The 24361-nt window shown below is 67.9% G+C and carries 24 protein-coding genes and 1 pseudogene; 7 read left to right on the forward strand and 18 right to left on the reverse strand.

Annotated features, from left to right (window positions below):
* Window positions 1-59: 59 nt before the first annotated feature.
* Genes ACH4UK_RS03355 through ACH4UK_RS03385 form a run of 7 tightly spaced genes read right to left on the reverse strand, consistent with a single transcriptional unit; the run spans window position 60 to window position 5981 of the window.
* Window positions 60-1277, reverse strand: coding sequence for a M20 family metallopeptidase (locus tag ACH4UK_RS03355; protein ID WP_398354388.1), 1218 nt, complete (start codon window positions 1275-1277; stop codon window positions 60-62).
* Window positions 1277-2539 (reverse strand): MFS transporter, encoded by a 1263-nt coding sequence (locus ACH4UK_RS03360; protein ID WP_398354389.1) that lies wholly within the window; start codon window positions 2537-2539, stop codon window positions 1277-1279. The genes ACH4UK_RS03355 and ACH4UK_RS03360 overlap by 1 nt, the downstream gene beginning before the upstream one ends.
* A complete protein-coding gene (locus ACH4UK_RS03365; RefSeq protein WP_398354390.1) occupies window positions 2536-3243 on the reverse strand; it encodes a TenA family transcriptional regulator in 708 nt (235 codons plus the stop codon). Before ACH4UK_RS03365 ends, ACH4UK_RS03360 begins: the two co-directional genes overlap by 4 nt.
* Before the next feature lie 2 nt (window positions 3244-3245).
* On the reverse strand, window positions 3246-3791 hold the full coding sequence (locus tag ACH4UK_RS03370) for a GNAT family N-acetyltransferase (RefSeq protein ID WP_398354391.1): 546 nt from the start codon (window positions 3789-3791) through the stop codon (window positions 3246-3248).
* Window positions 3792-3848: 57 nt separating this feature from the next.
* Window positions 3849-4973 (reverse strand): PLP-dependent cysteine synthase family protein, encoded by a 1125-nt coding sequence (locus ACH4UK_RS03375; RefSeq protein ID WP_398354392.1) that lies wholly within the window; start codon window positions 4971-4973, stop codon window positions 3849-3851.
* 46 nt (window positions 4974-5019) lie between these two features.
* On the reverse strand, window positions 5020-5610 hold the full coding sequence (locus ACH4UK_RS03380) for a hypothetical protein (RefSeq protein WP_398354393.1): 591 nt from the start codon (window positions 5608-5610) through the stop codon (window positions 5020-5022).
* 56 nt (window positions 5611-5666) lie between these two features.
* Window positions 5667-5981: a hypothetical protein gene (locus ACH4UK_RS03385; RefSeq protein ID WP_398354394.1), complete on the reverse strand. Its 315-nt coding sequence runs from the start codon at window positions 5979-5981 to the stop codon at window positions 5667-5669.
* 910 nt (window positions 5982-6891) lie between these two features.
* Here ACH4UK_RS03385 and ACH4UK_RS03390 point away from each other — a divergent pair.
* The gene (locus tag ACH4UK_RS03390; protein WP_398354926.1) at window positions 6892-7389 is read left to right on the forward strand and encodes an IS3 family transposase; all 498 of its coding nucleotides are present in this window, start codon (window positions 6892-6894) and stop codon (window positions 7387-7389) included.
* Window positions 7390-7994: 605 nt separating this feature from the next.
* Here the strand turns inward: ACH4UK_RS03390 and trxA are convergent.
* From trxA to ACH4UK_RS03405, 3 genes are read right to left on the reverse strand one after another with little or no spacing between them, the layout of a single operon-like run.
* Window positions 7995-8336 carry a thioredoxin gene (trxA, locus tag ACH4UK_RS03395; RefSeq protein WP_328777531.1) on the reverse strand — a complete coding sequence of 114 codons (342 nt, stop codon included), beginning with the start codon at window positions 8334-8336 and terminating at the stop codon, window positions 7995-7997.
* Window positions 8337-8344: 8 nt separating this feature from the next.
* Window positions 8345-9328 (reverse strand): thioredoxin-disulfide reductase, encoded by a 984-nt coding sequence (gene trxB / locus ACH4UK_RS03400; protein WP_055643698.1) that lies wholly within the window; start codon window positions 9326-9328, stop codon window positions 8345-8347.
* Window positions 9325-9738 (reverse strand): arsenate reductase ArsC, encoded by a 414-nt coding sequence (locus ACH4UK_RS03405; protein WP_055643697.1) that lies wholly within the window; start codon window positions 9736-9738, stop codon window positions 9325-9327. The genes trxB and ACH4UK_RS03405 overlap by 4 nt, the downstream gene beginning before the upstream one ends.
* Before the next feature lie 92 nt (window positions 9739-9830).
* Here ACH4UK_RS03405 and ACH4UK_RS03410 point away from each other — a divergent pair, with 92 nt between their 5' ends.
* The 3 genes and pseudogenes from ACH4UK_RS03410 to ACH4UK_RS03420 all read left to right on the forward strand — a co-directional run bounded on the left by ACH4UK_RS03410 (window position 9831) and on the right by ACH4UK_RS03420 (window position 12436).
* On the forward strand, window positions 9831-10139 hold the full coding sequence (locus tag ACH4UK_RS03410) for a helix-turn-helix transcriptional regulator (protein WP_055643696.1): 309 nt from the start codon (window positions 9831-9833) through the stop codon (window positions 10137-10139).
* On the forward strand, window positions 10136-11242 hold the full coding sequence (arsB, locus tag ACH4UK_RS03415; RefSeq protein WP_055643695.1) for an ACR3 family arsenite efflux transporter: 1107 nt from the start codon (window positions 10136-10138) through the stop codon (window positions 11240-11242). Before ACH4UK_RS03410 ends, arsB begins: the two co-directional genes overlap by 4 nt.
* Window positions 11243-11378: 136 nt before the next feature.
* Window positions 11379-12436, forward strand: a pseudogene (locus ACH4UK_RS03420) (ArsO family NAD(P)H-dependent flavin-containing monooxygenase).
* A 17-nt stretch (window positions 12437-12453) separates the two neighbouring features.
* Here ACH4UK_RS03420 and ACH4UK_RS03425 read toward each other — a convergent pair.
* The 3 genes from ACH4UK_RS03425 to ACH4UK_RS03435 form a co-directional block, all read right to left on the reverse strand.
* On the reverse strand, window positions 12454-13197 hold the full coding sequence (locus ACH4UK_RS03425) for a TIGR02391 family protein (RefSeq protein ID WP_055643694.1): 744 nt from the start codon (window positions 13195-13197) through the stop codon (window positions 12454-12456).
* Window positions 13198-13271: 74 nt separating this feature from the next.
* Window positions 13272-13628, reverse strand: a complete 357-nt coding sequence (locus ACH4UK_RS03430) for a helix-turn-helix transcriptional regulator (protein WP_055643693.1) — start codon at window positions 13626-13628, stop codon at window positions 13272-13274.
* Between the two features lie 131 nt (window positions 13629-13759).
* Entirely contained in the window at window positions 13760-14833 is a 1074-nt protein-coding gene (locus ACH4UK_RS03435) for an NAD(P)/FAD-dependent oxidoreductase (protein ID WP_055643692.1), read from the reverse strand.
* A gap of 115 nt (window positions 14834-14948) precedes the next feature.
* Between ACH4UK_RS03435 and ACH4UK_RS03440 the strand changes: the two genes are divergently transcribed.
* The 3 genes from ACH4UK_RS03440 (at window position 14949) to ACH4UK_RS03450 (ending at window position 19010) form a co-directional block, all read left to right on the forward strand.
* A complete protein-coding gene (locus ACH4UK_RS03440; RefSeq protein WP_055643691.1) occupies window positions 14949-16346 on the forward strand; it encodes an NAD(P)-binding domain-containing protein in 1398 nt (465 codons plus the stop codon).
* Window positions 16343-17572, forward strand: coding sequence for an MFS transporter (locus ACH4UK_RS03445; RefSeq protein WP_055643690.1), 1230 nt, complete (start codon window positions 16343-16345; stop codon window positions 17570-17572). The genes ACH4UK_RS03440 and ACH4UK_RS03445 overlap by 4 nt, the downstream gene beginning before the upstream one ends.
* A gap of 397 nt (window positions 17573-17969) precedes the next feature.
* The gene (locus ACH4UK_RS03450; protein WP_055643689.1) at window positions 17970-19010 is read left to right on the forward strand and encodes a C40 family peptidase; all 1041 of its coding nucleotides are present in this window, start codon (window positions 17970-17972) and stop codon (window positions 19008-19010) included.
* Between the two features lie 81 nt (window positions 19011-19091).
* Here ACH4UK_RS03450 and ACH4UK_RS03455 read toward each other — a convergent pair whose 3' ends face one another.
* The 5 genes from ACH4UK_RS03455 to ACH4UK_RS03475 all read right to left on the reverse strand — a co-directional run bounded on the left by ACH4UK_RS03455 (window position 19092) and on the right by ACH4UK_RS03475 (window position 24255).
* Window positions 19092-20003 carry a M56 family metallopeptidase gene (locus ACH4UK_RS03455; protein WP_055643688.1) on the reverse strand — a complete coding sequence of 304 codons (912 nt, stop codon included), beginning with the start codon at window positions 20001-20003 and terminating at the stop codon, window positions 19092-19094.
* Window positions 20000-20371, reverse strand: coding sequence for a BlaI/MecI/CopY family transcriptional regulator (locus tag ACH4UK_RS03460; protein ID WP_055643687.1), 372 nt, complete (start codon window positions 20369-20371; stop codon window positions 20000-20002). The genes ACH4UK_RS03455 and ACH4UK_RS03460 overlap by 4 nt, the downstream gene beginning before the upstream one ends.
* A 252-nt stretch (window positions 20372-20623) precedes the next feature.
* On the reverse strand, window positions 20624-21418 hold the full coding sequence (locus ACH4UK_RS03465; RefSeq protein WP_055643686.1) for an alpha/beta fold hydrolase: 795 nt from the start codon (window positions 21416-21418) through the stop codon (window positions 20624-20626).
* Window positions 21419-21617: 199 nt separating this feature from the next.
* The gene (locus tag ACH4UK_RS03470; RefSeq protein WP_055643685.1) at window positions 21618-23882 is read right to left on the reverse strand and encodes a cation-translocating P-type ATPase; all 2265 of its coding nucleotides are present in this window, start codon (window positions 23880-23882) and stop codon (window positions 21618-21620) included.
* A gap of 91 nt (window positions 23883-23973) precedes the next feature.
* Window positions 23974-24255, reverse strand: coding sequence for a heavy-metal-associated domain-containing protein (locus tag ACH4UK_RS03475; protein WP_055643684.1), 282 nt, complete (start codon window positions 24253-24255; stop codon window positions 23974-23976).
* Window positions 24256-24361 lie beyond the last annotated feature (106 nt).

Genomic DNA, 24361 nt, shown 5'->3' on the forward strand with positions numbered 1-24361 from the left:
GTGGAACACCCGCCCAGGCTCAAGGCCAGTCCCAGGGCAGTGTTGATTGCCCTGCAGCACTACCGTCGGCCACAGATCGCAGCAGCCACCGCGGCGTGCAGGGCCGCGCCAGAGGCCAGGACCGACTCGTCCAGACGCATCTGCGGCGAATGGCAGGCGGCCGCCGTCACAGGGTCGGCAACGTCGGGCGGGCACGCACCCAGCAGCACCATGCAGCCAGGCCACCTCTGGAGGAAGTAGGAGAAGTCCTCCGCGGTCATCACCGGTGCGGGCAGCTCCTGCCAAGCCAGCGCCGGCAGACCGGTCACCGCCTTGCGCGCCGTGCTGATCGCCTCAGGGTCGTTCACTGTGCAGGGGTAGTTGACCAGGGAGGACAGCTCGGCCGAGACGCCGTCACCCACGGCTTCCGCCGCCGCCCGGATGCGGCTCAGGGAGAGCTGGCGGCTCGCCTCGTCCAAGCATCGCAGGGTGAACAACAGCCGCCCGCTGTCCGGGATCACGTTGTGTGTGGACCCCGCCGACACCGACGTCACCGTGACAAGCGCGTCATCGCTCGTCCTGCCCGCCTCCCCGTGGATGGCACCCGACGACAGCCGAAAAGCGAGGTCGGCCAGCGGAGGCACCGGGTTGGCGCTGAGCTGGGGCAGCGCCGCGTGCCCGCCCCTCCCGCGCAGCTCGATCGCCAGCCCGTCGGTGGACGCCATCAGCGTACCGGCGCGCGAGAAGACCGCACCCGACGGCAGGTTGGGGGTGATGTGCATGGCGAAGGACTGGGTGACGCCCTCCGGGGTCAGCAGGTCCGCGAACGCTTCGTCCGCGAGCAGTGCTCGTGCCCCGTCGTGCCCCTCCTCGCCGGGTTGGAAGACGAGCAGGACGTCCCCGCACAGTTCCTCTCGCCGGGCTACAAGCAGATGGGCGGCGCCGAGCAGCATCGCGACATGAGCGTCGTGGCCGCAGGCGTGGCAGGTCCCGGGTACCTGGCTGGCGAAGTCCTCCCCGGAGTCCTCCGCCACCGGCAGCGCGTCGGTGTCGGCGCGGAGCAACGCGGTGCCACCGGGGCGTCCCGTGCGCAACCGGGCGACGACGGAGGTACCGCGGCTCCCCCGGCGGACCTCGATCCCCTCGATGGCGGAGAGTTCGTCAACGATGAACTGCTGGGTACGGGGGTTGTCGATCCCCGTCTCGGGCCAGGAGTGCAACGCCCGGCGCACCCGCACGGTGTAGTCGGCGATGCTCTCCGCCTTTTGGTTCGGCGCGCCGGCGGCCGGGCTGGTCATCACGTGGTTGCCCCCATCGGATCAGAGCTCTGCCGCGAAGCAGGCGGTTGCGGGGAGAACGGGGTGGCGGCGACCACGAAGGCGGCGACAAGCCCCATGCAGCCGGTCGCGACCATCAGCGGAACGTACGAGTGCATGAGGTCGTAGATGATGCCGCCCAACTGGCTGCTCAGTGCTGCGCCGATCTGGTGCGCGGTCCAGATCAGGCCCATCGCCACGCCCTTGATCTCCATCGGGAAGACCCGCATCACCCATACCGAGGTGGCGACCACGGTGACCAGGTAACTGGCGCCGAACATGATGCCGAAGACGAGCACGAGGACGGGCGTCGGATCGATCGCGATGACGAACATCGAGGCTCCGCGCAGGAGATAGCCGCTCATCAGCACCCGCTTGACGAGCCCCTTGTCGCACAACTGGCCCGCGACAAGCGAGCCCACGATCTCGCAGGCACCGAGAAGTACCAGACTGGCGGAGGTGACACCGGACGAGATGTGATGGTCCGACAGATACGTGATCTGGTGCACGTCGATGAAGGCCATCGACGCACCGCAGGCGAAGAACGCACCGGCCAGACGCCACAGAACGGCCGAGTGCAGGACCAGGCCCCAGCGGGAACGCAGCGAACTCTCGGCTACTTTCTCACCCGCTGCCGTACGGGCCGGGGACTGGCGCTGAAGCAGCGCGGTCAGCGGCGCGATGACCACCAGGAGGAAGATGCCCAGGCCGGTCAGTACCCGCTGCCAGCTGGTGTGTTGCCCCAGCCAGGTCCACAACGGAACGAGCAGGATGAACCCGCCGGCTGTGCCGTTGGTGAGGAGCGCGTAGAAGAAGCCCTTGCGCCCGTCGCTGAACAGCCGGTCGACCAGCACCCCGATGGGCACGTACGAGAGCATCGTGTACGCGCACGACGCCAGGATCCCGTAGGTGAGCACGAAGAGCGGGAAGGACGACATCTGGGCGCCCCCCAGCATGGAGACCCCTGCGAGGACCGTGCCGGCCAGGAGCACGCGAGCCGGGCCGATGCGGTCGGCGAGCATGCCCGTCAACGGCGCCGCGACGGCGTAGGTGAGGGCGAAGACGGTCGTGGCGAGCGCGAAGGAGCCCCGGTCCTGGCCGAAGGAGTGCGCCATCGGCTCGAAGAACACCTGCACGGTGTTCTTCAGCGATGAGCCGAGCAGACAGACGATGAAGCCGAGCAGGACCGCGAGGGCGAGTCCGATGGGAAGGGTTTTCGTCTGCCGGGGTGTCCGGGCGCTCATTCGGCGGTTGCCAGGTGGCGCTCGGCGACTCCCTCGTACATGCCCTGGAAGAGCTTGCAGGTGTGCTCGATCACTTCGAGGGCTTCCTGTTGCATGGCGGCATCCGTGCACAGGTCGCTCACGAGGGCGATGCCCTCGCGTACGTGGCCGACGTCCTCCTTCGCGTGGACCGAGAAGAACAGGGTGTCCTGCTCGGTGATGCCGTACACCTTGCCGAGCAGCGAGTGGCGGTTCTGACCCGCTGTGTCCTCCAGGTTCTGCCCCTCGCTGGCCACCATGACGGCAGCGGCCCCCAGGTGGTAGCGGGACGTGTCCTTCACCAACTCCATGCGGTAGTCGATGAGTTCCTGGGTCTGCGGGTAGGCGACGGCGGCGTCGCGCATCTCGTCGTCGATGCGGATGGCCCGGACGAAGTCCTCCATGAGCCGCACGTGATTCTTGGTGCCGGACAGGCGGCCGGTCTCCTCTTCGTACATGTTCACCAGCAGTGCCTTCTTGTGCTTCGGCAAGGGGCAGTGGAAGAAGAGGTGCTCGATGTAGGTGAGGAAGTTCTTGGTCAGCTGGTAGCCCTGGAGGGTGAGGGCCTGGAGCAGATCCCAGTTCGCCTCGGGCTTGACCAGTTCGGCCACCAACGGGTGAGCGACGGAGGTGTGCTCGTCAATGATCTCGTAGCACCTGTCACGGAACTCGGGGCGGGTCAGCATGGTTAGGCCTCCTGGTTGGATATGCGGTTCATCAACTGGGCTACGGGTTGGGCCAGGTAGATCCCGGCGTAACTCTCGGCGCCGACCCGGCCGTAATCCGGCAGGCGCCCGTACTCGGTGAAGCCGAACTGCCGCCAGATCCGTTCCGCGGGGATGCCCTCGCGGACGTCCAGGCGCAGCAGTTCGATGCCGCGTTGCTGGCAGCGGCGGCCGACCTCGGCGAACGCCCGGCTGACGAGGCCGCCACCGCGGTGCTCCGGATGGATGGCGCCGGTCGTCAACTCCGCGATGTGGCCTTGGTTCTTCGTCGGTGGCTGGGACAGCGCCACACAACCGATGGTGCGGCCGGCCTCGGTGCGGATGGTCAGCAGGTGCGTACGGCCGGACGCGATTCCCGAGCGCAGGCGTGCGGTGAGTTCCCGCACGTCCTCCTCGGCCGGGTCCGGCGGCAGGCCGATGAACGGATCTGTCCTGGATACTTCGACCACCAGCGCCGGAACGTCCTCGGTCAGGTCATCTGCGGCGTCGATCCACTGGTAGCTGTACACGGATTACTCCAGAGACTTGGGCTCTTGACGGACGGTGAAGGTGATGAGCCCTGCGGCTCACACGGCCGTCAGGGGAGAGCTCACCGGGGCCATCGCCTCGGCGGCCTTCCTGTTCAGCACGGCGGTGGTGGTCGGGGCGAACGAGGAAGTGAACGGCTCTGCGGAGCGCACCGATTCGAGCACGCGCTGCCGCGGCAGCGGGGTCAGCTCCGCGGCCCGGTCACGCAGTTCGGCGAGCGGAACGGAGACCTTCAGACCACGCTCGGCCACCCAACCGTCGTGGTACACGGTTTCGAGGTAGCGCTGGCCGGTGTCGCTCAGCACACAGAGGATGCGCGACTCCGGGGCGACCTTCTGCGCCAGGTGCAGTCCGACGAACGCCACCGCACCGCTCGATGCCCCGGCCAGCAGACCTTCACCGCGTGCAAGGTGGCGGCAGGTGGCGAAGGCATCCTGGTCCTCCACCTTGTACATGAGGTCGATCAGGTCCAGGTCGAGGTTGGACGGCGGCCACGCCAGACCGATGCCGGACTGCAGATACGCGTGCCGGGCGCCTCCGAAGGCCCCGGATCCCACGGCGTCCACGCCCACGACCTGGGTGCTCGGTGAGTGCTGCCGGAGGTATTCCGAGAGTCCGCGCAGTTGGCCGGCCGTGCTGACGGCGACCACCAGATAGTCGAGTCGCCCGCCCATCTGGGCCAAGATCTCGGGCCCCGTCTCCTGGTAGTGGGCGGCCGCGTTCATCAGGCTGAAGTGCTGGTCGGGCCGGAAGGCTCCGTCGATCTCCACTGCCAGCCGGTTGGCCGTTTCCATACGGGTGCGGAAGTACCCGCCGGACTCGTCAGGCTCCGTCACCTCGACCAGCTCGGCTCCGTACGCCTGCATCACCTGCTTGTGCGCGGGCGGCACCTTGGGGTCGACGACGACAACCACGCGGTGTCCGAGCACGGCGCCGACCATGGCCAGGGCGATCCCGAAGTTGCCGCTCGTGGCTTCGACGATGACACCCTGGGGCTTCAGCAGCCCCAGCCGCTTGGCCTCCATGACCAGGTGCCGCGCCGGACGGTCCTTGACGCTGCCTCCGGGGTTGAGAGCTTCCCACTTCGCGTACAGAGCTGCCGAATCGGGCAGCGCCAGCCGGTCGAACTGAACGAGTGGTGTGTCGCCTATGGCATCTAGCACATTCACAAGTTTCCCCCATAGCAATTCTCATGGCAGTTCTGTTCTGTCAGCGCTTGGTGGATATCGGAGTCCCGCGGATGCTGTACCGAAGGCCCGCTTTCCGAAATCCGGAGGGCGGAGTCACTCTCTTTCCGTCTAGACTTACCAAGACCAGCTTGTTACGGAACTCGCCCCTGCCGGGGTCACACCGCTGGGGATCACCTCTCCAGGCGATGAGCGCGTCGTCGTCGACACAGGCCCGGTCGCTCCTCTCATAGGTACCGGTAGCCGAGTCGAGCAGGCTCCACTCGAACTCGACGGACCCGTCTCCGTTCGGCTGCGTCACGGACCTCGACGTGCAGTACTCCGAATCGGCAATCTTCCCTGCGGAGATGAGAGCTCTGGGGGGCGATTGCTCCGGACGCGCCGCCACGCCCGCGGCGGGAAGCGCGTCCTTGGAGCGCCCCTGCGCACGACGCGCACCGCCACTGCCGTCGACGGCCGACGACACGACGAAACCCGAGACAACGCCCCCCGCAACGCCCCCGGTCACCACGGCTACGCGTCCATTGCGCCGACGCCGCGACCGGGACAGCCGCTCGTCGGGAGAACGCCCCGTCTCTTCGGCAGCCTCTAAGGCCGTTTGTTCGCTTGTCATGGGCGTACCTCCGCAGGAAGGAAATCTGATGGCCGCGTAAACGAAATAAACGAGCTCTAAACCACGGAGCCAGGCTCATTCGTTGAACCACCCGGACTGGGCCTGGGGGCCCCGCCATTCCATGAGAGCTGCATCTGGTACGACCCGAACTGGCGACCGACGACGCCGTGGCCGTCCGCCTTGGTGTCGCAGACCTGGAACATGTCCCCGCCATCGAAGATGGTCATCGCGCCCCGGCCGTCCCGGAGAGAGATCGTCTTGTCGGTGGAGAGGGGGCCCGCTTCGGCGGCCTGAGCCGTCGTCACCGTGCCCGCGAAGAAGGTCATGAGGGCTGCGCCAGCCACCGCTATGCGGGTGATGGACTTAGTCATTATCATTGGTTCCTCTTCTGCTCCAGGACTGCGAAGCAGCCTGAGGTACGGACCACCATAAGCACGCAGCGACGAGCAGGGAAACGTTTTTAGCCACCCATGAACATAGGCACTGTTCACGCAATGTGATCGGAATGAAGAATTCCGGGCGCCGGCCTCCGTATCAAAGGGGCATAGAAACGCGCGCAATCGGACCTCAGAGGTGCACGCTCCGGGTACGGGATCGGCGATCAAGTGACCCACATCACGCTCGACGGCCTGCCCCCGAGGTCCGCCACTGGCCATCTGTTGACTGATGTCCCGGCGGCCCAGCGGTTGTTGAGTTGGCGTCAGAAGCCCTAGCTCAACCGATCTTGGAGCGTCCAGACCGAAGGGCAGACGGCTATCTTCGCCCACCCCGAACGTCACCATGTCGCCGTTCTCGCCCGCCATGGCCTGGACACCTTTGAATTGGGCCTCGTGCACCAGGTGTTCGGGCAAGCCGCGGAGGGGGAGAAGAGGCAGGGGGAGGCGCTGTACGAGGTCGCTTCCTGTGCGTTGCGGGCTGGCAGCGTGCGCACCGACGGCGACTTTACGCTCGCTGTCCCGCACGGGCCGGAAGCAAAGGAGAACGCCGAACTCCGCCGCGCGAACGACATCTTGAAGGCCGCGGCGCGTTTCTTCGCGGCCGAGCTCGACCGGCCACACACGCTCGTAGCGTTCATCGACGAGCACGGGACCCGCTTCGGCGCCGTCGAGCCGATCTGCCGCGTGCTCACCGAACACGACTGCAAGATCGCCCCTTATACCTACTACGCCCATCACCAACGGCTGGCCGAGCCGTCCGCGAGGACCGTGCGCGACGCCGAGCCGAAAGGAGAAGATCAAGGAGATCTACGCGTCCAACTACCGCGTCTACGGGGCGCGCAAGATCTGGCGCGAGCTGAACCGCCAGGACATCCCGGCGGCCCGCTGCACGGTCGAGCGGCTGATGCGCGAGCTGAACATCGCCGGCGCGGTGCGCGGAAGGAAGGCCATCACCACGATCCCGGACGAGAAGGCCGAGCGGGCACCGGACCGCGTCGAGCGCGCTTCGTCGCCGACGCACCGGACCGCACCTGGGTCGCGGGCTTCACCCACGTGGCGACCTGGGCCGGCGTCATCTACGTCGCCTTCGTCGTGGACACCGTCTCCCACCGCATCGTGGGCCGGTCCGCCTCCACGTCGAAGGAGACCCAGGTCGAGCCGGCCACCGTTGAATGGGTCGACTGGTACTGCCACCGGCGCCTTCACGATGAGATGGGCCACGTCCCGCCCGTCGAGTACGAGAACAACCACTACCTCGAAACGACGAAACCCCAGGTCACAACCACTATCTGAGGTCTCTGCCGAACCCGGGGCGATGCATAGGCGTTATGTCGACCGCTGAACTCCCTGACCGTCCGAAATCCAGGCGGGTGGGATCCCTCGACGGCGCTCCCACGGAGTCGTCGGCACAAAGCCCCAGGTCAAAGCCCTCCAAAGCTCGTCTTCGCTGTGCGAGGACCCGCGTTCGCCACACCACCGCGAGGCGACCGCCACACGCGAAACGCCCCCGAAAAACGCGTCTCCCCAGGTCAGAACGATTCTGCCTGGGGACGCTCGGTGGGGCGGGTGGGACTCGAACCCATCCAAGTGACGCCTCTCACCTGCAACGATGCCAAAACAACGGACAAAGTGCCCTGTTTCCGTCCGCCTGGATCCCGCTCGATCCGACTGCAACGGGAACCGTGCGGCGTTCGCCGCACCACCGCCTCACGCAAGAACTGCCGCAGAGGAGCCCGGGGGAACGATCGCTCTCGCCATCGCCGGATCTTCATGATCTTGCAATTTCGGCCTACCGCCCCTCACCTGCGCGCAGCTACTTTCCGTAGCGAGCAACTCCCATTTTCGCTGACACGGAAAGCGTTGAGAGGCACAAGCTACGGCTCGGTCGTCGGTCGGGACGGAGCGGTAGGCGGATCCAGCACCGCGCTGGGCCAGCGTGGTGCCCGGTCAGACGATGACGTCGCCGAGGTCGCGTTCGAGCGCGGCTTTCGGCTTGGCGCCGACCATGGTCTTGGCCACCTCGCCGTTGACGTAGAGGTTCATCGTCGGGATCGACATGACGCCGTACTTGGCGGCCGTGGCCGGGTTCTCGTCGATGTTGAGCTTGACGATATCGATCTTCTCGCCGTGCTCGGCCGCGATCGCTTCCAGGGACGGCGCAAGCTGGCGGCAAGGTCCGCACCAGGGCGCCCAGAAGTCGACAAGGACGGGCTTGCCGCTCTTGAGGACGTCCGTTTCGAAGGAATCGTCGGTCACGTTCTTGAGGGCCATCGGAACCTCCTTGCCTATCGGGTCAGTCAGACAGTGGCCGCAGCCGGGGCCGGCTCGGCGGTCTTCTCGGCGTCGGCGAGGGCAGCGAGGTAGCGCTCGGCGTCCAGGGCTGCCGCGCAGCCGGAACCGGCAGCGGTGATGGCCTGACGGTAGGTGTGGTCGACGACATCGCCCGCGCCGAAGACGCCGGGGATGTTCGTGCGGGTGGAGGGAGACTCGACCTTGAGGTAGCCCTCGTCGTCCAGTTCCAGCTGGCCCTGGAAGAGTTCGGTGCGCGGGTCGTGGCCGATCGCGATGAACAAGCCCGTCGCGTCCAGGTCCCGGGTCTTGCCGGTGAAGGTGTCACGGAGCACGACCCCGGCGAGCAAGCCGTTCTCCTCCTTGATCTCGGCGATCTCATTATCGAAGACGAAGGAGATCTTTTCGTCGGCGAAAGCGCGGTTCTGCATGACCTGGGAGGCCCGCAGGGTCGAGCGTCGATGGACAACGGTCACCGACTTGGCGAAGCGCGTGAGGAAGGTGGCCTCTTCCATCGCGGTGTCGCCGCCACCGACCACGACGATGTTGCGGTCACGGAAGAAGAAGCCGTCGCAGGTCGCGCACCAGGAGACGCCACGGCCCGAGAGTGCGTCCTCGTTCGGCAGGCCGAGCTTGCGGTAGCCGGAGCCGGTCGAGACGATCACGGCCTTCGCCCGGTGAACGGTGCCCTCGCTGTCGGTGAGCTCCTTGATGTCACCGGTCAGGTCGACGGAGACGATGTCGTCGTCGATTATCTCGGCTCCGAAGCGCTCGGCCTGGGCCCGCATGTTTTCCATGAGGACCGGTCCGTCGATTCCCTGCGGAAAGCCGGGGAAGTTCTCCACCTCGGTAGTGGTCGTGAGCGCACCCCCGACGAAGATCGAACTGCCGAACACGACGGGCTTCAGCTGGGCGCGCGCGGCGTACATCGCGGCGGTGTAGCCGGATGGGCCGGAGCCGATGACGATGACGTTGTGTATGTCGGCGCTCATGCCTTCTTCTCCGGGGCGATCTCGGCGATCAGGCCCTCGACCATGACCTTGATCTCGTCACGGATCGGGCGCACAGCTGCCACACCCTGACCGGCCGGGTCTTCGAGCTTCCAGTCCAGGTAGCGCTTGCCGGGGAAGACGGGGCAGGTGTCGCCGCAGCCCATCGTGATACAGACGTCCGACTCCTTGACCGCGTCGACGGTGAGGATCTTCGGAGTCTCGGCGGAGATGTCGATGCCGACCTCGGCCATCGCCTCGACGGCGGCCGGGTTCACCGCGTCGCCCGGGTTCGAGCCGGCGGAGCGGACCTCGACGCGGTCGCCGGCCAGGTGAGTCAGCCACGCGGCGGCCATCTGGGAGCGGCCGGCGTTGTGGACACAGACGAACAGCACAGAGGGCTTCTCGGACATCAGGAGGTCTCTCTCGTCTCATGATCAGTTCAGGCACAAGTGACATCAGCACCTGATGGCATCAGCGGCCACTGATGTGAGAGTATCAGTACATGATGACGTCAGTCGACACTGAACTGATCAGGGTGCTGGGCGATCCGCTCCGCTTCCAGATCGTGACCCTGCTCGCCCGCGAGACGCTGTGCGCCAGCCACCTGGTGGAGGAGACCGGCGCCCGGCAGACCAACCTCTCCAACCATCTGAAGGTGCTCCGGGAGGCGGGTGTGGTGGAGACAGAGCCGTGCGGCCGCTTCACGTACTACAAGCTCCGACCCGACGTCATCGCCCAGCTCGCCGACCGGTTCGCCGATCTGGCCGAGTCCGCCCGTACCGCTGCCGAGAACAAGAGGGCCTGTCCGTGACCCCCACCGAAGCACCCACGACGACCGAGGACGCCTCAGTCGTCCAGAAGCTGTCCACCCTGGACCGCTTCCTCGCCGTCTGGATCCTCCTGGCCATGGCCCTGGGCCTTGGCCTCGGCCGCTTGATTCCCGGCCTGAACGACGCACTGGCGAAGGTGGAAATAGGCGGCATCTCACTGCCCATCGCCGTCGGCCTGCTGATCATGATGTACCCGGTCCTCGCCAAGGTCCGCTACGACAAGCTCGACGCGGTCACCGGCGACCGCAAGCTGATGGTCTCCTCGCTGGTCATCAACTGGATCATCGGCCCGGCCGTCATGTTCGCGCTGGCGTGGATCTTCCTGCCTGACCTGCCCGAGTACCGCACCGGCCTGATCATCGTCGGCCTGGCCCGATGCATCGCCATGGTCATCATCTGGAACGACCTGGCCTGCGGTGACCGTGAGGCCGCCGCCGTCCTGGTGGCCCTGAACTCGGTCTTCCAGGTCATTGCGTTCGGTCTGCTCGGGTGGCTCTACCTCGACCTGCTGCCGGGCTGGCTCGGCCTGGGCGAAGGCGAGACGCTCGACATCTCCATGTGGAAGATCGCCCTGAACGTCGTCATCTTCCTCGGCGTGCCCCTGCTCGCCGGCTTCCTCACCCGACGCCTGGGCGAGAAGAGGATGGGCCGCGAGTCCTACGAGGCGAAGTTCCTGCCGAAGATCGGCCCCTGGGCCCTGTACGGCCTGCTCTTCACGATCATCATCCTCTTCGCCCTCCAGGGAAAGACGATCACCTCGCAGCCGCTGGACGTGGTCCGCATCGCGCTGCCGCTCCTCGTGTACTTCGCGATCATGTTCTTCGGCAGCTTCCTTATCGGCAAGGCCATCGGCCTGGCCTACGACCGCACCGCGACCCTCGCCTTCACCGCGGCGGGCAACAACTTCGAGCTCGCCATCGCGGTGGCCATCGGCACCTTCGGCGTGACCTCTGGCCAGGCGCTTTCCGGCGTCGTCGGCCCGCTGATCGAGGTCCCGGTCCTGATCGCGCTGGTCTACGTGTCCCTGGCCTGGCGGAAGAAGTTCACCTCATCCGCGCTCACTACCAGCACCACACAGCACTGATGCACAGCCTCGGCTCTCGCCCACACCCCGCTGCCTGCACTTCGGCCCGCGTCATCATCCGGCCGATGGTGGGGGGAACGCTGCGCAGGGATGCGGCGGGAGCCGAGGTGCCCAGCTTCGGTACGGTGGTGGCCTCGTGACGCGAGCGGTGGATGTAGTGGTGATCGGCGGCGGCCAAGCAGGGCTCGCCGCCGGTTACTACCTGCGTCGCCAGAACCTCGACTTCGTCATCCTCGACGCCCAGCCCACAACAGGCGGCGCGTGGCAGCACACATGGGACTCCCTCCGCCTGTTCTCCCCGGCCGCATACTCCTCCCTCCCGGGCTGGCTGATGCCCGTCCAGGACGGAGCGGAGTACCCGGACGCGGATCACGTCGTCCGGTACCTGTCCGCGTACGAAGAGCGCTACGCCCTGCCCGTTCAGCGGCCGGTCCAAGTAGAGGCCGTACGCCGTGATGGTGAGCGGTTGCGGGTGGAGACGGACACGGGTGCCTGGTCCGCTGCACGGTGTGCAGCTGGCGGCCGGCGAACGTCTCGCGGCCGGGGACGGCAGGGAGAAAGGGCCGCCACCAGGTCCCGGTCGCCGAGACGACCGCGCGGGCGTACCGCAGCCCTCGCGAGTTCGCAGGGCAGCGGGTCATCGTTGTCGGAGGAGGCAACTCCGGGGCACAGATCGCCGCCGACCTCGCAGCGCACACGGACCTGACCTGGGTCACCCAACGGCCTGCGCGTTTCCTGGCCGACGACATCGACGGCCGCGCACTCTTCGACGCCGCCACCGCCCGCCGCCGCGCCGTGGACACCGGGGACACGGATACAGGAGGCGTCGCCTCGCTGGGCGACATCGTCGCCGTCGCACCGGTCCGCGCCGCACGGGATGCCGGCCTCCTCAAGGCACAGCCGATGTTCGCCCGGCTCACCGAGGACGGTGCGGAGTGGGCGGACGGAACGAGAGCGGAAGCCGCAGCGGTCATCTGGTGCACTGGCTTCCGGCCCGCCCTGTCTCACCTCGCCCCGCTGGGCCTGCGCGGCGATCGCGGCCACATCCCCACCCACGGCACCCGGGCGGTGGACGAACCGCGCCTGCATCTCCTCGGCTACGGCGATTGGACGGGACCCGCCTCGGCCACGCTGATCGGCGTCGGCCGCCCAGCCCGGGACGCCGTCCGCGACATCACCACCCTGTTGGGCTGACACTTCCTCGGGCGGAATCAGGGTTCGTCGAGGGCCGCGGCGTCCACCCAGCGCGCCAGGACGCTGAAGGCCGCGAGCTGTTCCAGGGCTTCGTGCTCCGGCAGTTCCGGCAGCCCGTCCTCATGACTGTTGGGATTCCGGATGCCCGCAAAGCAGCCCTCGGCGAAGGACATCGCACCGCGGTGCACACTGCGGAAGGTGTCACTGCCGTCGTCCGCCATCAGACGAAGGCGAGGCTGACCGAGCTTGGCCGCGTCCTTGGAGAACACACTCTGGAACAGGGCGGTTTCGCTCACGTCGCGGCGTGCAACCTTGTTCTGGGTCTCGGCGTTGACCTTCCTGGCGGCGGCGGTGACCGCCTCACGGAAGTGCCCGCTCCGCCACAGGGACCTGGCCCCATCCCACACCCACCGGTGCATGGCCGCCGCACTGACCTGGGGTGCGTCGTCCCCGAGCCGCTCGCGCACCTCCGCCTCCCGCAGCAGGACAGCGTCAGCACGCTGGACCGCTTCACGGTGCTGGCACCAGCGGTTGACGGACTTGTTCCGGTCGTCGGGAACCTCAGTGCGCCATCGCGGCAGGACCCGGTCCAGGATCTGTTCCACGACCTGGGCACTCGCCACGATCTCGCGGCCTCCGCCGCGGTTGGCCAGGCGGCTGCTGAAGACGACCACGCCAGGTGGATCGGGCGGCGAGTACAGCTCGGTCAGCTTCAGGAAGCTGGCCAACTCGGCCCGGGCCCATTCGATATCGATGCTCATCAGAACATCATCCCTGCGGCCACTGACACCACACCGGCCTTTACCAGCAGCGGATGGCGGGCCTGCCAGGGAGGTCAGGCGGCGGCAGACAGCAGCTGCCCCATGGCCGCGAGGACAGAGGGCTCCACGCGGTAGTAGACCCACGTTCCGCGCCGCTCAGAACTGAGCAGGCCAGCCTCCCGCAGCTTCTTCAGGTGATGGGAGACCGTCGGCTGGGAGACGCCTACGTCGGAGATGTCGCAGACGCACGCCTCGCCGCCCTCGTGCGACGCGACAGCGGAGAAGAGGCGCAGGCGGACCGGGTCACCGAGCGCCTTGAACATCTTCGCCGTCCGCTCGGCCTCCTCCGCACTCAAGGGCCGTTCGGTCAGCGGCGGGCAGCACGGCACGACAGCCTCCTCCAGCACGGGCAACGACCTGAGATTCGACATACGCCTATGTTGACACACATCGAATCAGCGGGCGAGGGGTGGCAGCCCACGCCCCTGCGAGCCGGCCGGGCCGGGGGCGGGGCGGGGGGCGTCTTGCCCCTGACCCGCCCCCAGCCTCGCGGGCCGGCGGCTCAAAGGCCGGCGGCGGCCGGTGCCTTGCGGATGTGGGCGGCTAGGGGAGGAATGACGTATGCGGCGTCGCGGCCCACACCGCGCAGAGTGTTGGAGGCGAAGGACCGCTGGAATTCCAGGCCCAGGTAGACCAGGCCGGGATGGGTCAGGGACAGTCCGCCGCGGTGCAGCGGCATGCCGTCGGCGTCCAGGGCGCCGAGCGGCTTGAGATAGTCCAGGCTGGACCGGTATCCGGTGGCCAGCAGCACGGTGTCGGTCTTCTCGCGGCTGCCATCGCCCCAAACGACCGCGTCGCCTTCGAGGGCGGTGAACATCGCGCGCCTGGCCAGGTGACCGCTCTCCAGGGCCTTCCGGTAGCGACCGCCGTCCAGGACGAGGGTGCCACCGATGTAGTGGATCAGCCAGGCCGGCGGCAGCTGGTCGAACCCGGTGGACGTCAGCCAGTGGTGCACATCCCGGCCCTCCCGTATCTGTGCGAGGAACTGCACGGGGTTGCGGCTGGCGAGCGTCACGTCAGCCACTTCCGCGAGTTCGTAGCCGACCTGGACAGCGGTATTGCCGCCCCCCACGACAATGACCCTCTTGCCCGCATACGGTGCGGGGCGGCGGTAGTCGGCGGCGTGCACCACCTCACCGGTGAAGCCCTCCTGGCCAGGCAGGGCGGGCAGCAGTGGATTACCGAAAGCGCCCGTGGCCGCGACGATTCCGGCCGCCTCCACCCTCCGGCCGTCGGCGATTGTCACGCTGAACCCGCCCCCGTCGTGCTCAACGCTGACGACGCGGGTACGCGTACGGACTTCGACATCCAGGCGGTCCGCGTAGCGGCTCAGGTAATCAACCACGTCATCCCGGTGGGGATAGCGGTCTCCGTCCCCGCCGAATGGCAGGCCCGGCAGGGCGCTGAACCGCGCCGGGGAAAACAGCGTGAGGCTGTCGTAATACCGCGGCCACGAACCGGTCGCACGGTCCGAGGCTTCCAGAACGACCGGCCGAAGCCCCTCCCCCACCAGAGCTTCGGCAGCAGCAAGGCCGGACTGCCCGCCGCCGATCACCACAACATCGAATTGCTCCATCACGCACTCACACCAGTCTGGGTTCGACGAATGTCTATGTTGACGTCTATCAATACAGGTGCCATGCTGGCCATGCAAGCCATCGACGGACGTCGAAACAATCTGGGGAGTCACCGTGAACGCGCCCACCACCGCCCTGCCCACCGTGGTGATCGGAGCTGGCCCCGCCGGCTTGGCTGCCGCCGCCCACCTCACCGGGCACGGTATGGAAACCCTGGTCCTGGAGGCCGGCCCCACAGCGGGCAGCGCGGTGCGCGAGTGGGGGCACGTGCGGCTGTTCTCGACGTGGTCCGAGGTTGTGGATCCGGCCGCCGAGAAGCTCCTGTCCCCCACTGGCTGGACTGCGCCCGACGGCGACACCTACCCCTCCGGCGCGGACTGGGCGGAGAAGTACCTCCAGCCGCTCGCCGACCTCCTCGGCGACAAGGTCCGCTACGGCACCACCGTCACCGGCGTCTCCCGCCTCGGCCGCGACCGCATCGTCGACGCCGACCGTGAGCAGCAGCCCTTCACCGTGCGCATCAAGAGCGCGGACGGCACCGAGGAGCGGATTCTCGCCCGAGCCGTGATCGACGCCTCCGGCACCTGGTCCACCCCCAGCCCTATCGGCGCCGACGGACTTCCCGCCCTCGGCGAGCACGCTGCCTCGGCGCGGATCTCCTACCGCATCCCCGACCTCAAGGACCCCGCCGTCCGCGCCCGGTACGCCGGGAAGCGCACCGCCGTCATCGGCTCCGGTGCCTCCGCCTTCACCGCTCTCGCCACGCTCGCCGACATCGCGAAGGACGAACCCGGCACCCACTCCGTCTGGATCCTGCGCCGTGGGATCAGCGGCTCCACCTTCGGCGGCGGCAGCGCAGACCAGCTCCCCGCCCGTGGCGCCCTGGGCCTGGCGGCGAAGGCCGCTGTCGACAACGGGTATGCCGATGCAGTCACCGGTTTCCGCACCGAAGTCATCGAGCGCAGTGACGACGAGCGCCTGACCCTGGTGGCTGAGGACGGGCGCCGCCTCGACCCGGTGGACGAAGTCATCGTCCTGACCGGGCTGCGCCCCGACCTGTCGTTCCTGTCCGAGCTCCGCCTTGGTCTGGACGAGCGCCTTCAGGCACCGGTGGAGCTCGCCCCGCTGATCGATCCCAACCAGCACTCCTGCGGCACCGTCTATCCCCACGGCCACCGCGAACTGTCCCACCCCGAGCAGGGCCTCTACCTCGTCGGCATGAAGTCCTACGGCCGCGCCCCCACCTTCCTCGCCATGACCGGATACGAGCAGGTCCGCTCCATCACCGCAGCCCTCGCCGGTGACGTGGAGTCCGCCGACCGCGTCGAGCTCACTTTGCCTGAGACCGGAGTCTGCGGCGGCGCCGGGCTCTTCGACGATCCTTCTGCGGGAGAGGCGGACGGCGGCGGTTGCTGCGCTCCGGCACCCGCTCTGGTGCAGATCGGTGCTTCCTCGCCCGCCTCCGCTGCGAGTGCCGAGGAGCCCGCGCCGTCCGGTGGCTGCTGCGCGTGACCGAGATCGACGCCCGCGGGGCCGCGACCGGAACAGAGGACCGGTCGCGGCCCCGCGCCGTACTCCCAGCCCTGTGCGCCACACAGATCACCAGCTGGGGCATCGTCTTCTACGCCTTCCCCGTCCTCAACCCCCAGATCACCGCAGACACCGGCTGGTCGGCCGGGGCGACCACGGCAGCGTTCTCCCTCGCCCTGCTCATCTCCGCCTTCGCCGGAATACGCGTGGGCCGGATCATCGACCACCGCGGCCCCCGTACCGTCATGACAGCCGGCTCCGTGGTCGGCGTACTCGGCATCCTCGTCATCGCCGCCGCCCCGAACCTGCCGGTCTTCTTCGCCGGTTGGGTACTGGCGGGCTTCGCCATGGCGGCCACCTTCTACCAGCCCGCCTTCGCCGCCATCACCCACTGGTGGGCCCCCGACCACGTCCGCGCACTGACCATCGTGACCCTTGCCGGCGGACTGGCCTCCACCCTCTTCGCACCCCTCACCGCAGCACTGGCCGAACACCTTTCCTGGCGCGCGACCTATGCCGTGCTCGCCGTCGTCCTCGCCGCCGTCACCATCCCCGCCCACGCCCTGGCACTCAGAGCCCCATGGCCCCCCGCGCCATCCCCCTCGATGGCGCATGCCGGAGCATCCGCGGAAGAAGCGGCCCGCAGCCGCCCGTTCCGCGTGCTCGCGGTGGCACTCACGCTCTCCGCCTTCGCCGTGTCCGCCGTGGTCGTCGCCCTCGTCCCCCTGCTCCTGGAACGCGGCTACTCGACCAGTGAGGCGGCATGGGCTCTGGGACTGGGCGGCGCAGGACAGACCCTCGGACGCACCCTGTACGCAACCCTCGCCCGCCGCACCGCAGTCACCGCCCGCACCACCACACTGATCGCCCTCGGCGGCCTCACCACCGCCGCACTCGCGATCACCCCCGGCCCGTACGCCCTCCTGATCGCTCTTTCGATCATCGTCGGAATGGTCCGCGGCAACCTCACCCTGCTCCAAGCCACCGCGATCACCGACCGATGGGGCACCACCCATTACGGCCGTCTGTCGGGACTCCTGGCGGCACCGACCACCACCGCCTCCGCCCTCGCCCCCTTCGCAGGAGCTGCACTGGCGATACGGCTGGGCGGCTACCCCCAATTGTTCGGAGCGTTGGCAGCTGTTTCCGTAATCGCCTCCGTGGCCGCACTTCGCGCCGCTCCGCGTAGCACTGTCCCTGGTCGGTAGGGGCGCGCTGACGGAACCAGGAAAGCTGGCCTCGCCCGCTTCCGAGGCCGGTACATCCGTAGCACCAGCCCGCTGGCCGGCGCTGGCATAACTGCTGTGCCCCGTCCGGTGGGCGGTGCACGGAGACCTCTTCTCAGCCTGCCGACAGGACCATGCCGACGGGTCAACCCACACCGACGAGCCTCTACATGCTCTGCAAGCGGGGCTGAGCTTACGGCGACGACATTGAAACTAAGCTACTTAACAGATTAGTGTGATGCCTCGAACCTCTGCACGGTCGGCCGCTCAGCCGGGGCGGCAGCGGGGGGTGCCGCCACATCCGCCACCTTCAGGCGGGTCAGGCGGGGGCGTCGTCCCTCGCTGGACAGGCGGGTTGAGCAAGAAGGAGTTCGCCTCAGTGGCGTCCCACCGTCGTCCTAAGCAGCAAACCCGGAGCTTCGCGACCGCGCTCTCCGTGACAGCAGCGGCGGCCGTCGCCCTGTCGACACAGTCGGCTTCGGCCGACCCCCTTCCCGACCCGAACAAGAAGGGCGTCAAAGCTCAGGTCGACCGCCTGTACGAGGAAGCCACGCAGGCTACCGAAAAGTACAACGGGGCGAAGGAGAAGTCCGACGGGCTCCAGAAGCAGGTCACCAATCTGCAGGAGGCGACCGCGCGCAAGCAGGCTGAACTCAATGAGCTGCGCGGCAGCCTGGGAGCGGCAGCGGCGGCACAGTACCGGTCCGGTGGACTGGACCCGTCGGTACAGCTCTTCCTCTCAGCGGATCCTGACGCCTACTTGGAGCAGGCGTCAGGTCTCGACCGCATAAGTTCCAGGCAAGCCACCGCCCTGGAGCAGTACCTGAAGCAGCAGCGTGCGCTCCAGCAGCAGCGCAGCCAGGCATCGCAGAAGTTGAAGGATCTCGACGACACACGCAAGGAACTGGGGACCAAGAAGAAGGAGATCCAGGGCAAGCTGGCCGAGGCGCAAAGGCTGCTGAACACGCTGACCGCCAAGGAGCGCGCGAAGATCACCGATGAAGAGGACCGCGCCAACCGCTCCAGCGACCGCGTCGACCTCGGCAATGAAGCCAGCGCGTCCCAGCGCACCGCCTCGGCATTCAGCGCGGCCAAGAGCCGCGTCGGCATGCCCTATGTCTGGGGAGCGACCGGCCCGTCCTCCTTCGACTGCTCCGGACTGACCTCCTGGGCGTTCCGCCAGGCCGGGGTCTCCCTGCCTCGCACCTCCCAAGCGCAGGCCAACGCCGGAACCCGCATCAACTCCCTGAGCGCCCTCAAGCCCGGCGACCTCATCATCATGCGCAGCGACCTGAGCCATGTCGGCTTCTACGCCGGCAACGGACAGATACTTCACTCCCCCAAGCCCGGCGCTCAAGTACGGTACGAGTCCATCGCCCGCAGCGGGATGCCCTTCATGTGGGGCGTACGGATCAGCTGACGCACCACAAGCGAACTGGCGAGATCCGAAGACCGCTTCAGTGAAAGCGCCCCGGCGCCCCGTGAGATCGTGCGGGCGACGTCAGGCGAGGTTCGGCGGGCACGCCAGGAGCAGGGGAAGCAGCGGTGCAACAGCGGCAGCGACAGCCGCAGCGCCGATGACGACGGGGTGAGGATCACCGTCCGGTCCCAGAACGCGGCGCAAGCGGATGAGTACGGTGTGGCCGCCCACCGCGAAGGCGCCCCGCGGGGCGCGCACCGCCGCCATCTCGTACATCGCGGTGGCGAAGACGGCATGCGAGTGCGTGCGCACCGCGCGGTCGTCGGCGATCATCTCCAGCAGGAGTGCGGTCTGTTCCCGGGTGTGCCGTGCGAGTGGCACCCGTCGGAACACTGAAACGAATGCCTCCGCTGTCGCCAGTACCAGATGGTGGCGGCCCGCTACGTGGGCCCGCTCGTGTTCCAGGACAGCGTCGAGCTGCCGAGCCGAGAGCAGCCGCACAGCCGAATCGCTGACGACGATTCGAGGAGCGTGCCCGGGCAGGCAGTAGGCCGCCGGGGCGCCGTACGGAAGCACCGTCGCGTGCAGGCGGTCCGAGCGGTAGCCCACGATGTCCAGGGTTCTCCGGTGCCGGTTACGCGCCCTGCGCGCTCGCACCACATGCCATACGAAGCTGCCGAACAGCGACAGCAGAACGACTCCCGGCAGAGCGGTTGCCAGTTGTTCCGCGGTGCCAGGGTCCGGCCTGCCGACGCCATCATGCAGTCCGCACGCGTGCAGCACACCAACGAAGCCAGCGTGAAGATGTTCCGTGGGAGTGGCGAGGTGGTACGCCGTAAGCGCGGCCGAGAGGGAGAACGACAGCGCCAGGGCCTGCCACACGAGCACCGCCAGGACAGGTGCTCGGTGCGGCCATTTGCTGCGCAGCATCAGTGGGGGCGCAGCGAAACCGACCATGGCCATGTAGCCGATCAGGGCCGGTGCCGCGTTCATTCCTCGGCCTGCATACCGACAGTCCGCAGCGCTTCACGCAGCGCGGCCACCTCTTCCTCCGACATGTTTTCGACGAAGTGAAGAAGAGTGGCGGGGCGGTCGGTGCTGGCGCCCAGGCCGTCCTCCATGAGCGCCGCCGCGTATGCCTCACGGCTGCGGACCGGCGTGTAGAGCCAGGCCCGCCCCTGCTTCTTGTCGCGCAGCAGCCAGCCCTTGCTGTGGAGGATGTTGGTCACCGTCATCACGGTGCTGTAGGCAACAGGCCGCTGAGTGTTGATGTCGTCAACGATCTCGCGGACGGTCGCCGGACGGTCCCACGCCCAGAGACGGTCCATGATCTCCGCCTCCAGATCCCCCAGCCGTCGCATGACCCCGTTCCTTCCTCAGCGTATTTGCGAACTCATAGTAGGTGCCGACGGGACGGCCTGCCGCTGCGCCTGCGGTCCGAGCCGGGCCGCACCCGCTTCCCTAAGATCAGCTCGGACCGCAGAGATCGAACTCACGGACTGTGCAGGCCCAGGTGCACCAGGACATGGAGTACAGCAGTCCGGCCTCGTGATCGTTCTTGCCGAAGTCCGTCGCAGTGCTTGTCTCCGAGGCCAGACACGCTGTGTGCACGGTCAGCGATGTGTGATCAGAAAGTCCCGGATGGCTGGTGCCAGAGCTTCGGCCAGGTCAACCGCCGTTTCCAGGCTGGCTGACAGGGATACGTCGGCGAGATGACCGTGCGGCAGGATGCGAGCTGCCTCGCTGGCCAGGGCTGCGGGGTGGCGTGCGTCGGCACCCGCAATGACCAATGTGGGCACGGTGATCGAAGCCAGTTCGGTGACTTGGGTGAAGGCCCGGTCTCGGCCGATGGCACAGGCGGCGGCGATGCTCGCCGGGTGCGAACGCGGAATGGCATCACGTACGAGGGCCCCGATGACGGGAGCCAGCATGGGCAGAATGGGCTCCCATGCCGCGTCGATGCCGCGCTGGTTCACGCGTACGGCGAACGCATCGAGCATCGCCGACTCCGCTTCCTTTGCAGCGTCGTCCTCGATGTCTTCCATGCTGATGACCACGGCGGCACGGATGCTGTCCGGGCAGGCGGCTGCGGCCCGCAATGTGACGGTGCCGCCCAGCCCTGTACCTCCCACTACCGCCCGGTGCCATCCGAGATGGCCCAGCAGGGCCTCGACATCGTCGGTGTACTGGGCCCAGTGGTGACGGTCAGGGTCAGTGCACACCGAGCGGCCGTAGCCGCGCACGTCGGGCAGGACGACGCTGAAATCGTCGGCGAGCAAACGTGCAAGCGGCAGCAGGCTGTAACGGTCGGGGCCGCCGCCGTGCAGCAGGACAATTCCCGGTCCTTGCCCGAGCGCCGTGGCATGCAGTTGGCAAGCGTCGCTGCCGTGATAGACGAAGTCGCGCATCTCTCTCCCTCGAACAGCGCACCGGCCGGCTGAAGCAGGCCAGGGTCCTCCCAGACGACCCCACCCCAGCAAGAGCACGGCCAGCACCGTACAAATACTGGCCGGGTATTCAGCATCCAGGACCGTCGCTCGGCGCTAGTGACATCGCGTCGGCGGGGCAGGGCCGGATGGCCTGCCCCGCCGACGCGATGTTGCGTCCTCAGTCGGCGGCGCGGAAGCTACGCAGGCGCAGGCTGTTGCCGACGACGAAGACGGAGGAGAAGGCCATGGCCGCTCCGGCGATCATCGGGTTGAGGAGGCCGGCCGCGGCGAGCGGCAGGGCGGCGACGTTGTAGGCGAAGGCCCAGAAGAGGTTCGAGCGGATGGTGCCGAGGGTCTTGCGGGAGAGCCGGATAGCGTCGGCGGCGGCCCGCAGGTCTCCGCGTACAAGGGTCAGGTCGCCGGCTTCGATGGCGGCGTCGGTGCCGGTCCCCATCGCCAGCCCGAGGTCGGCCTGTGCGAGGGCGGCTGCGTCGTTGACGCCGTCGCCGACCATGGCCACGCTGCGGCCCTCGGCCTGGAGCTTCTTGACGACATCGACCTTGTCCTGCGGCATGACCTCGGCGATGACTTCGTCGATGCCCACCTCGGCTGCGACGGCCTCGGCGACGGCCTTGTTGTCGCCGGTCAGCAGGATGGGGGTCAGGCCAAGGTCACGCAGGCGGCGGATCGCTTCGGCGCTGGTCTCCTTGACGGCGTCGGCGACATCCAGGACCGCGCGGGCCTCTCCGTCCCAGGCGACCGCGATGACGGTCCTTCCCATCCTCTCGGCCTCGGTCTTGGCGCTCCGCAGCTCAGCGGGCAGTTCCATGGCCCACTCGGCGAGCAGCTTCTCGCGGCCCACCAGTACCGCGTGGCCGTCGACGACGCCCTGAACGCCGAGCCCGGGGATGTTCGCGAAGTCCTCGGGGGTGGGGAGCGGACCGACCTTGTCGGCCGCTCCGGTGGCGACGGCCTGGGCGATCGGATGCTCGGAGGAGTGCTCCAGGGCACCCGCGAGGCGCAGGACGTCGGTCTCGTCCGTGCCGTCGGCCGTGTGCACCTTCAGGAGTGTCATCTTGCCGGTGGTGACGGTGCCGGTCTTGTCGAGGACAATCGTGTCGACCTTGCGCGTGGTCTCCAGGACTTCCGGGCCCTTGATGAGGATGCCGAGCTGGGCGCCGCGGCCGGTGCCGACCATGAGGGCGGTCGGGGTGGCGAGGCCCAGGGCGCACGGGCAGGCGATGATCAGTACGGCGACGGCCGCGGTGAAGGCGGCGGTGAGACCGGAGCCGTTTCCGAGCCAGAAGCCGAGCGTGGCGAGCGCGAGCCCGATGACGATCGGTACGAACACCGCGGAGATCTTGTCGGCGAGACGCTGCGCGGCGGCCTTGCCGTTCTGCGCGTCCTCGACCAGCTTGGCCATCCGGGCCAGCTGGGTGTCGGCGCCGATCCGCGTGGCCTGGACCACCAGGCGGCCACCCGCGTTCAGCGTCGCGCCGGTGACCGTGTCCCCGACGGAGACCTCGACGGGTACGGACTCACCGGTGAGCATCGAAGCGTCCACGGCGGAGGACCCCTCCACCACGGTGCCGTCCGTGGCGATCTTCTCCCCGGGACGGACCAGGAAGCGGTCTCCGACCTGCAAGTCCGCTGTGGGTACGGTGACTTCGCGGCCGTCGCGCAGGACAGTGACCTCCTTGGCTCCCAGTTCCAGGAGGGCCTTGAGGGCGGCGCCTGCCTTGCGCTTGGAGCGGGCTTCGAAGTAGCGGCCGGCCAGGATGAAGGCAGTGACGCCAGCCGCCGCTTCGAGGTAGATGTTCCCGGCGCCGTCGCTGCGAGCGATCGTGAACTCGAAGGGGTGGGTCATGCCGGGTGTACCGGCCGTCCCGAAGAACAGCGCCCACAGCGACCACAGGAACGCGGCCGACGTACCGACCGAGATCAGCGTGTCCATGGTGGCCGCGCCGTGCTTGGCATTGGTGAACGCGGCGCGGTGGAAGGGCCAGGCCGCGTAGGTGACGACGGGCGCGGCAAGGGTGAGGGAGAGCCACTGCCAGTACTCGATCTGCAGAGCCGGGATCATCGCCATCGCGATGACGGGTACGGCGAGAACAGCGGCGGTGACGAGCCGCTGGCGAAGGGGCCGTAGCTCGATGTCCGCGCGCTCGTCCTCGCTCGGACCGCCCGTCGCTCCGACCTGGTCGGCCCGCGGGAGGGCGGGCTCCTGGGCGGAGTAACCGGTCGCTTCGACGGTGGCGATCAGGTCCTGCACCGAGATGTCATCGGCGAAGCTGACCTTGGCTTTCTCAGTGGCGTAGTTGACGGTGGCCTCGACCCCGTCCATACGGTTGAGCTTCTTCTCGATACGGGCCGCGCACGAGGCGCAGGTCATGCCGCCGATGGCGAGCTCGACCTGGGCGGCGCCCTGAGTCGTGGTGGACATTTCCTGCTCCTCGTTCGGACGGAACTACGGGGCGGTGGCCGGGGCCCGGCCTGCGAACAGGGCCCCGGCGGCCGGTGGACTGTGGCGCGGGTCAGGCGCGGCCGGAGAGCTCGTAACCGGCGTCGTCGACCGCTGCCGCGATCGCTGCGTCGTCGGACGTGCTCTTGGTGGTGACGGTGACCAGGCCGGCGGTCACGTCCACGTCGACGGCCAGGACCTCGTCCAGCTCGCCGACCGCCTTCGTGATGGCGGTCTTGCAGTGCCCGCAGGTCATGCCTGAGACGCGGTAGACGGTGACGGTGGCGTCCGTGACGGCGGTCGCAGCCTCGCCGGTGCTGGTCGAGCAGGTGCCATCAGGAGTACAGCAGGACATGAGTTCCTCCTCGGATTCTTATACCCCTAGGGGGTATCGGTGCTGATTCCATGTATACCCCCAGGGTGTATTTCTGGCAAGCGCCAGAGAGACGGTCGCTTATACC

The organism is Streptomyces sp. NPDC020884 (assembly GCF_044333935.1).
In the GTDB taxonomy this organism is placed as follows: Bacteria; Actinomycetota; Actinomycetes; order Streptomycetales; family Streptomycetaceae; genus Streptomyces.